The following is a 9742-nucleotide window of genomic DNA, read 5'->3' as shown; positions in this document are numbered from 1 at the left end:
CGAACGGGCGGTTGCTCTCGCCGGTGCCGCGTGCCCCGTCGCCGTGGCGCCCCCCGCGGGCCAGACCACCACACCACCCGCGAACACACCGCAGAACACCACCTCAGACAACAGCCAGCGCCCCGCGTCCTCGGAGCGGGACAACGGCGGACGCTCTCCCCAGCGCACCAACGACAACCGGGCGCCGGACCCCTCCCCCCAGGGGACCAACGGCGACGGCGCACGCGGCACCGGCGAGAGCACGCCACAGCCCGACACCGCACCCGCATCCGAGCAGCGGACCGCGTCGGAGGACGTCCCGCCCTCTCCGCGGCCCGTCGCCGAAAACGGCGACGGCCAGCACCAGACCGGGCCCAGGACGCAGAGCGCGCCGCCCCCGCAGCCCGCGACCGAGAGCGGCGGCGACCAGCACGGCACCGGTCCCGGAACCGAGAGCGGACCGCCTCGGGACACCGGGGACAGCGGGCACACCGCTCCCGGGCGCGACGCCGAACGGCCCGACGGGCGCGACGGGGACACCTCCCGCGACGACGACCGCTCCCAGGACGACGGAGACCGTGAGGGCGACGGCGAGCACGTGCACGGGGAGGACCCCGCCGAGGAGAAGAACGGTCGGGAGGGGAACGGCGGGCAGACCCGCGAGGGCGCCCCCGCAAGAATGGACGAGGTGTCCGGAGAGGCCCCGTCCCGGAACACGGAGGGTGTCCCGCGGGAGCGGGAGACTCCTCCGGGCCCGCCGCCCGTCACGGCCGGGGAGCCGACGCGGGAGCCGGTACGCACGCCCGTGCCGACCGGGACCGAGGCGCCCGCGAACACGCGGGAGGTGCCACCGCCCGGTGGCAACGACGGTGAGGAGAGCGCGCGTCCCACGCTCCCCGCACCCGCTCCGGGGGAGGACGACGGGGCGGGAGGGGAGACGTCGACTCGACGAACCGCCGACACCGACGGCGCTGAGCACGCGCCTCCCCCAGTGCAGCCTCCTCCGCCCGAGCGGCCTGCGCAGCCCAACACCGGCACCGAGAACAACACCGGCACCGAGAACAGCACCGACGGCGGGAACACCACCGGTGGCACGCGGCAGCGGGAGGAGCCTCCGCCCCGTCACTACCCGGGTTCCGTGACGGCGGACCGGACGGGCACCGCCTACGACATCGGCTACCTGCTGACGTCCAGCCTGGTCAACTCCAGCATGGTCCACGCGGAGCACCTGCGTTCGTTCGTGGACGACTCCCTCACCGAGGACGCCGGGCACGTCGACGCCACCGTGCGCGACGCGGTCAGAGAACGGGTCGACGAGCAGGCGCGCAGGCAGACGGGCGTGTTCTTCCGCCCGGAGGGGTTCTCCACGACGGTCACCGGGGCGGACGGCTCCAGGTGGCGAGCGGACCTGCGGCTGGGCTCCTCCCAGAACGGCTTCCACCACACGCCCACACGGCCGGTGCTGGGGTCGAACTCCACCGAACTCAAGCTGGTGGACGAGGCCGGGGAGGCCAACCCGGCCGAGGGCGGCGGCAACCACGGCGACACCAAGTTCGTCGGACTGGGATTCCAGGTCTCCCCGCTGCTCCTCGGCACGGTGAGCGGAACCGACCTCGGTCCCCGCTTCACCGTCAGCTTCTCGGGCGGAACACGTCAGCGGCAGACCGCCGAGACGGCGGCCAGCACCCACGACGGCTACAGCAGCTACGAGATCAAGGGCAAGCCCGCGGTCTACGTCTCCGACCTGACGATGTCCTTCGACCTGACCCCCCTGCCCCGAACGGAGGACGGGCCCGCACACGGGGACGGACCCGTGGACGGCGACGCTCCGGCGAACGGCACCGCCCCCGCGGACCGGGCCGTGCGCACCCGGGCCGAGTCCCCCGACGGAGTGCTCCTGGTCCTTCCGGGCGAGGTCGTGGCCAACGCCGGTCCGAGGACGATCCGCCTGCGCGACCCCTTCGCGACCCAGGACCACCAGCGCGGCCGGGACGACGACGCCAGACCGGCGGGCCCGCACGCGGACAAGGGCCACCCCGTGTCGGTGGGCGACATCCGCCTGAGCGACGGATCCTCCGACAAGCCCTTCCCCGACTGGATCGCCGACCACCTCTGGCCCCCCGGGCGGGACCCCGGGCGGTGGAAGTCCATGGTCGGCAAGGTGACGCCCGGATTCGTGGACAGGCGCAGGCAGCAGAAGCTGGACGCCTTCCGCGACCGGGTCGGTGAGACCTTCTCGGAGAAGTCCGTCCGCAACAACCTGGCGAAGATGAGCTCGGCACCCGTGGTCTTCACCGTCACCGACCCCTCGGGCACACCCCGCCTGGTGAGCGTCCACTCGGTACCCACCTCCTACGAGGCCAGGCCCCACACCATCCAGCCCGCGAAGTACATCAAGGGCAACGAGTCCGAGCGCGCGATCGGGACCTCGCTCCGCCACACCGATTTCCTCGGCGGAAGCCTGGGCGCGGGAGTGAGCGCGGACGCCGGGACCCCGGGCGGCACGCACATGGTGCGCGTCGACGCGCTGGCCGTGGAGGGGGGTCTGCGGGGCCGGGGGGTCGAGGAGGGCACACGGTCGTCGTCGGGATCGGCCAACAGGATGAACTACGGCAAGACCGTGTCGTCCGCCTACGACGTCCAGCGCAACTACTACGTGCACTTCGACGGCGAACCCGGCACCGTGTACCGCTTCCAGGGCGACACGGTCGAGATCCTCACCGTCCAGGAGGCCCGCATCCTGAACGGGGACGATCCCTCGGACAAGGCGGCCGCGCCCCCCGCTCCCGTCCGGGCCGCGGGGGACACGACGGCGCCGCCGGTGGCGGACGCCCCCGACACCACCGGTGACCAGCGGACCGGGAACGGACAGGACAGCAGCGGACAGGACCGGGACCAGCCGCCCGCTCGGCGACCGCCCGCTCAACAGCGCCCCGGCACCGGGCGGCCCGAGGGCCCGCGTCCCCCCCGTCCGAACCTGGCCCGGGAGCGGCCGGTCACCTTCCACGGTTCCGTTCCCCGCGACTTCACCTGGCCCGACGGCAGCCAGTACCGAGACGTCGACGGCCGCCAGCGCACCGTCTACCAGCAGATCGCGCACGAGGTGCTGACCGGACTGGCGGACAAGCGGCCCGGCCTGGTCCTGCCCGATCTGGCGCGCGACGCGAAGAACTTCGCCCGGCGGCCCGGCCACGAGAACACGGGACCGTTCACCGGCTCCACTCGCGAGCACCGCCCCTTCCGGCGCGACCACGACGTCGCGGTCTTCAACACGCACAGGGTCATGGACGCCGTCTCCGCGTCCGTGTTCAAGAGCGGCGGGGACGACCTGACTCTGCACGGCCAGCCCATCCACCTGATCGACACGGGAAGGTTCGACCCCAGCGCACTCCTCAAGCCGGGCGAGAAGGTGCTGCGTCCCCCGTTCGTCGCGGTGCGCGTCACCGCGGACTTCTCCTCTCTCAGGCACGCGGGGGAGACCACGAGGGGGACCGGAGGCGAGTACGCGGGCGCGTCCGAGCGCACCGCCGCGGACGGCTCGCAGACTCGCAGGTCGGTCCGGGTCACCACCGGCGCCTACGTCCGCCGGATCGACACCGTGGACGCGGCCGACAACCCGAGCGACGGCGGCGTGCTCTCGGTCTCCGGCCAGCTCAACAGCACCAAGGGACGCGGCCGGGGCCTGGGCGTCAAGACCCAGAGCGAGGAGATCATCCAGTACGCCGAGGACTCCAGCGTCTGGAACGCCACGGTCCGTTTCTCGGCGAAGCTCTACGAGAACGACGACATCGGCATGGTCCTTGGCGGGGACAGACCACTGGGTGAGCGCGGACACGACCTGCTCGACGCCCCGATCGAGGCGCTGGCCACGATGGACACGCCCAAGGCGGTTCAGAACGGGGAAGGCGGCGGCGGGGACGGCGCCGCCCCGCGGGCCACCCGGATCCGACCGATACCGGTCGACCGGGCCAAGGAGATGATCGACGGCGGCACGGCACCGGCACCGGACAGCGTCCGCAAGCGGCGCGACGTGACCGGGACGGTCAGGAGGTGGTTCGACGGGGAGCCGGGCGGACGGCCCCCGGCCGGGCGGGCCCCCGCGCCGGCGACCGGCCCGCGGGACACCACCGGGAACACCCCCGGCGCCCGCACCCCCGAACAGCGCCGGGCCGAGCTGATCCGTGACCTGGGACCCACCGTCGAGCACGTCAACACCCGCTTCTCCACCGGCGACGGCAACCGGATGGGCAGCCTGCTCGACGCCTCCTACGAGAACTTCTCCTCCGTTCCTCAGTGGGAGAGGCGCGACGGTGTCGAGCGCACCCCCGGAAAGTTCGGGTTCGAGCGCAAGCTGCGGCACTTCCTGGTCCGGGGCCAGGGCAGCAGGCAGTTCTACGAGAACGCCCTGTCCCCTGAGAACCTGGCGGGGAACCCGGCTCTGCAGTCCTCCGGCGGCGCACGCACGCGTACCGAGATGAGCGGCGGCCCGCTCTCCCCCCACGACGTCCGCGCGACGACGGCGACCCGGTTCGACATCGACTCGGTCGACCGCTTCGAGCAGTCCGACGGCGCGATCGTCTGGAAGGACAAGAACACCCTGGAGGTGTTCACCAGGGAGGGCAGGAGGACCGACGTGACCCTCCTGGCCACGGGCGGAGGCCGGTACAACCCCAACCCCGTCCAACCGGCCGGCCAGACCTCCGGCGGCACCGGGCCGCCGCCCAACTCCGCTGGCGCTCCCCTGATCCAGCTCGGTCCCTCCGCGGGCAAGAGCCTGTTCGACCGCTACACCAACACCAGGCCCGCGTCGAAGTTCTCCGAGACGGTGGAGTTCCATCCCAAGATCCCGATGTCGTACTCCTTCTCAGCCTCGGGGCGCGTGACGCAGGCGGTGGAGTTCGTCAAGCAATGGAGCATCGGTCCGACGATCCCCCGGGCAGCGCGCTACCGGGGCTGGCAGGCCGATGTCCGCGACCTGGTCACCGGGCTGGTCCACATCCGCGACGCCCACCAGTCGGGCCTGGTGCGGGACAGGGTCGAGCAGGACGGCCCCGGACTGGTCCGCGTCCCCCAGCCCGAGCCCGACCGGCCCGCGGCCGTGAGGCCGCGTCCGGGTTTCGAGGACTCCGGCAAGATGGTGCGGCCGGCCGACCCGGGCGAGGCCCTCCAGCGCCTCGCCGACGACCTGGCCTCACAGGGATGGGAGCTGACCAAGGACAGTAGGGAGACCATCCTGCACACCCTCAACTCCCACACCGGGCTCAACCCCAACACCGGAACTCCGGTGGCGGTGAAGGTCCGCGCCCTCGACCACTCGATCGGCGACCTCAACGCGCCGACCACCGCTCCGCTGTCCTTGGCCGCCACCGTGAACCTGCGGCTCGACAGGGATGGCACGGAGGTCACCTACCTGGGCGGCAAGACGGAGTACCGGCAGCGCCAGGAGTGGGAGGACGGGGACCGGTTGCAGCGGGGCGGTGAGAACTCCGCGTCCGCGGGTTCGCAGGGAGCCCTCCTGCCCCAGTTGCCGCGGTCGGGGGGCGACCAGACCGGGGGCCCGACCCCGTCGAGCAGCCCCTACCTGATGGGCGTGTACGGCGATGCCTCCGCGATGAAAGCGCACGGCGACGGCCTGATCACCCGGAACACGGACAAGCGCTCCATCGGGCTGACCATGGAGACGCCCTACGCGCGGGTGTCGTCGGACACGAGGCTGACCATCGACCTGCACATCTCCGACAAGCAGGGTGTGGTCAACACCCTGACTGGAGAGACCCCGGGCGCGGGCGGACGCCGGAACTTCAGCGGCACGGGCGGCTCGGGCCGGGTGGAGGCGCTGTACCCGACCCCCTACCTCGACCTCTCGGGACCGGGGAACACCGCCGACGGAACCGTCACCACCGAGACGACCGGCGACGCGACCGCCGGTGACGGAAGCGACGCGGCGGGCGGAAGCGGCACCGTCCGGCCCGCCGACGGCCGGACCGCGCCCCCCGGCGCCACGGGCGGCACCGACACCAGTGCGAGGCCGACGGGCGGCGGTCAGCGGACGGATGACGTGCCCCAGCCGGAGAACCCCTCCCACGACCACCACGCCTCGCTGCCCGACATGATGCGCGACTGGTCGCGGGCCACGGACCCCGGGGCCAGGGGAGACTTCAAGGACGGCGTGGTCATGCCCGTGGCCGTCGAGAACAACGGCAGGGACGTCCGCGACCTCGCTCACGTCGTCGTGGCCAAGTCGCTGGGCTGGAACCCGCCCGCCGACTCCGTCAGAGACGGGCGCTACACTCCGCGGGCCGTCGAACAGGCGGCCGGGTACGCGGCGGACAAACTGAAGCTCAACTCCCGTAACAACGCCATCGACCAGTCCCTCAACGCGGTCGCCCTCAAGGCCCTCTTCCCGCAGGCCAACGCGGAGTCGGGCACCGAGCTGATCGAGATGGGCCGGACAACGTGGGGGATACGCGCCGTGCCCCGGCCGGAGTCGGCACGCGTCGTCGACTTCAACCCGAGCGTGCGGCTGACCGACTCCTCGGAGTCGAGCAGGACGTTCTCCCCGTTCCACAACGAGTCGTCCACGGCGACCATGGGGGTCGACGCGCGCCCATCGGGACGCACCGGAACGGGACCGCCGACGACGGCCATCCACTACGGCGGGGCCAACGCCACCGCGTCGTCCGCGTCCGGAGGCGACACCGCACGGGGCAGCAAGCCGAAGGAGCCGCCCCACTCGGACCGCGTCCGCACCGGCCCCGCCTACCTGGTGGAGATCGACACCACCTGGGGCATCGGCGTCAGGTCCGAGCCGCGCGGCCCCTGGTACAAGCGCTCGGCGCGCTACGTGGGTGACAGGACCGCGGCCGCGGGCAGGTACACCGCGGCCAAGATCCGCGGCGTGTTCGGCGACCGGAGCGCCCCCGCCCCGCCGCCGTCCCGTCCCGCCCGCTGGCAGCGGGGCGAGACCTCATCCAAGGTGACGATGTGGGTCTCCCACGGTGACGCGGTGAGGCTGGGCGTGATCACCCCCGACGACGCCAACCGGATCACTCCCCTGACCGAGCGTTTCGCCGGCTTCCAGAAGGCGCTCGGCGACGCGGAGAAGGCCTACCTCGAAGCCCGCCTGCCGCTTGACGCCGCGGCCTCCGACCGGATCGCCTCCCCCGACGACCCGCGGATCCGGCAGCGCTACGCCGATCTGGAGTCCACCTACGAGGACCGGCTGGAGGCCTTCAACGCGGCGCTGCGCGACTGGGAGGCGGCGCTCCGGGAGCTCCGCGGCGGCCTGAACGCCCCCTCGTCCCTGCCCAGGCCGCGAACCGTGAGCGGGCCGGTCCTCGACACCGTCCAGGAGGAGCCGCCGCCTCCCCCGGCCCCGCAGCGCGGCGCCCCGGGCCCAGCGGACGACCCCGCGGCCGATCCGGCGGCCATCGAGCTGCCGGACCGGAACACGGGACGGCACGGCAACGGGACCAGCCTGCTGGACACGCTCAGTTCGGACTTCGACATCCGGCCGGCGGAGGGCCCGGCACCCCCGCGCGGGGAGGAACGGGTCCGCCCGGACGGGGAGGGCCCCGTCGACGGACCTGGCTCCGACGGTCCGCTCGGGACCCGCGGGGCGCAGGGGCCCGCGGAGGAGTCGGAGCGGCTCTTCTCTGACCCCTCGAACGGCCGACCGCTGTCCTCGGCTAACGGGGGCGGTCTGTCCCAGCACGGCGCCGACCCGGCCGACGACCGGCCGGGTCGACACTCCCCCGGCCGCCCGGACGACCTCACCGACCACGGCACGGACCTCCAACGGGACGAGGAGACGCGCTCGGAGGAGTCCTTCCCGGACTCGGACGACATCAGGAGGATGCAGCTCCAGCTTGCCCGGCTGATGTCCACGGACCAGCTCCCCCCGAACGGGAACGGAACGGCCCCGCTCGACCACCCGGCCGAACCGCGCCCCTCAGACCGGCCGGAGGCACGAGACGCTGCGGTACCGGATCACGCCGACGACCGCACTGACGGGCCGGTGGCGGACGATTCGGAGAACCTGTACGAGGCCGGCGACCAGGACGACGGCGACGGGGAGGAAGTGCCGCGCGTCCGTTGGTCCGGCAGGCACTACCCGGAGGCGTCGTCGCTCAGCCGGGACGAGCGCGACCGGCTGTCGCTATCACCCGGTGGACGGGAGCGGGCGGCGGGCCCGCCCCCGCACGGGGGATTCCGGTACGGGACGGATCCGGGCGGCCCCCACGACCGTGACCGGCTCGCCACCCAGACGGATCAGGACTCCGTGCCGGCGGAGGGCGCCGAGGGCTTGCTGAGCCCCTCTACCGAGCCCGGTACGCCGCGGGAGCGGGACCGCGCGGACACCTCAAGGCAGGAGGTGACCGCACCCCGGGCGGAGCAGGCTCCCACCGCCCCCGGACCGGCGTCCGACCTGTTCGCTTTCTTCGACCAGGAGTTGAACGGTCCAACGGGCGACGGGAACGGCCGTTCCGCGCACGACACCACGCCCTCCCCCTCCGGTCGGGAGGCGGCCCCCGGGACGGCGCCCGCGGCTACCGGGCCCGCCCCGTCCCTGGAGCAGACCGGGTCCGGGGACGGTGAGACGGCGAACGGCCCCGAGCGCGCGCGGGACGGGAAGAAGGGGAAGGGGGACGCTGAGGAGGATTCCGCGGACGCCCCCGCAGACACTGAAAACGAGCGCGAGGACGGCGATGGCGGCGGTGATGACAAGGACCGCTCCGGCGGCCAGGGCGGCAGCGGTGACGGCGACGTGGCCGGTGGGGGCGGCCGTCCGGGCGACCCTTCCGGGGAGAAGGACCGCGAGGGGCGGGGGGAGGACAGGTCCCCGCGTGGAGGCGGCCCGGGCGGCGCGAACCGCAGCCGCGGGGGGACCCCGGTCCGTCCCGGCACCGTCCCGCACGGGAACACGGCCCCGGGCACGGCCACGGAGTTCTACGACAGCGACGGCGGCCCGCCCCCGCACGACCTCGCGGGCACACCGGTACGGCGGCCCGGCGGATCGACGTTCGACGAACCGCGGGTCCGACCGTCGCGGGACCGGGACCGCGCCTCCTCCGACCCCGCGGAGAAGGGGGACGGTCCCTCCGACGCGTCCGGGTCCACGCCCATCCCCGACGCCTTCCTGGATCTGCTCGACCCCGGCTCCGGCCTCGACCGGCCTCCGCCCGGCTCGATCACCGACTTCCTGATGACGCCCGTGCTCGGGGACGACGGCGGCCGGGGAAACCCGTAGGACGCGGCGGCGACCGAGGCGGCGGACGCGGGAAACGACCGGGGCGGGCGCTGTGACAGCCCGGCCTTGCCTGACCGGGACGGAAACACCGTCCGGCGCCCGCGCCGCAGAGCAGCGCCCCGCACCGGGGCCCCGGAGCCGCCGTCCCCTCCCCCCGTGGAACCCGTTCCGGAGGGAAACGACACGAACCGGGCACCGGACGCTCATGGAACGTACACGGGAAACCGAGTACGCTACCGCAGTCGGCCCTCCCGTCCGGGGCCCCGCCAGCACGGACGGCGCCCCGACGGCGGCGTTCACGGCCCCGTCCCCCGCGCGGAAGGCCACCAAGGGACGGCGCTGCAGCGGACCCCGCGACGGCGCGTGCCTCCCGTTCCGGCGTTCCGGGTGAGGTTGGCGTAGGGTCGGGTCCCCCGTCCCGCTCCCCGCGCGGCCCCCGACGGGACACGACGTCCCCACGCCCCGTCCGGGCCGCCCCACCGGGCGCGAAGCGCCCCCAGGACACCCATGAGA

The 9742-nt window shown here is 73.6% G+C and carries 1 protein-coding gene; it reads left to right on the top strand.

Features of this window, described 5'->3' with window-relative positions; translation table 11 throughout:
* Window positions 1–43: 43 nt before the first annotated feature.
* Entirely contained in the window at window positions 44–9229 is a 9186-nt protein-coding gene (locus ABD54_RS28385; protein WP_047871658.1) for a hypothetical protein, read from the top strand.
* The last annotated feature ends 513 nt before the right edge of the window (window positions 9230–9742 follow it).

Origin of the sequence: Nocardiopsis sp. RV163 (genome assembly GCF_001029525.1) — a bacterium.
GTDB classification, from domain to species: domain Bacteria; phylum Actinomycetota; class Actinomycetes; order Streptosporangiales; family Streptosporangiaceae; genus Nocardiopsis; species Nocardiopsis dassonvillei.
Note: the sequence above shows the minus strand (reverse complement) of the source record. Positions and strands in the feature narration are given on the sequence as shown.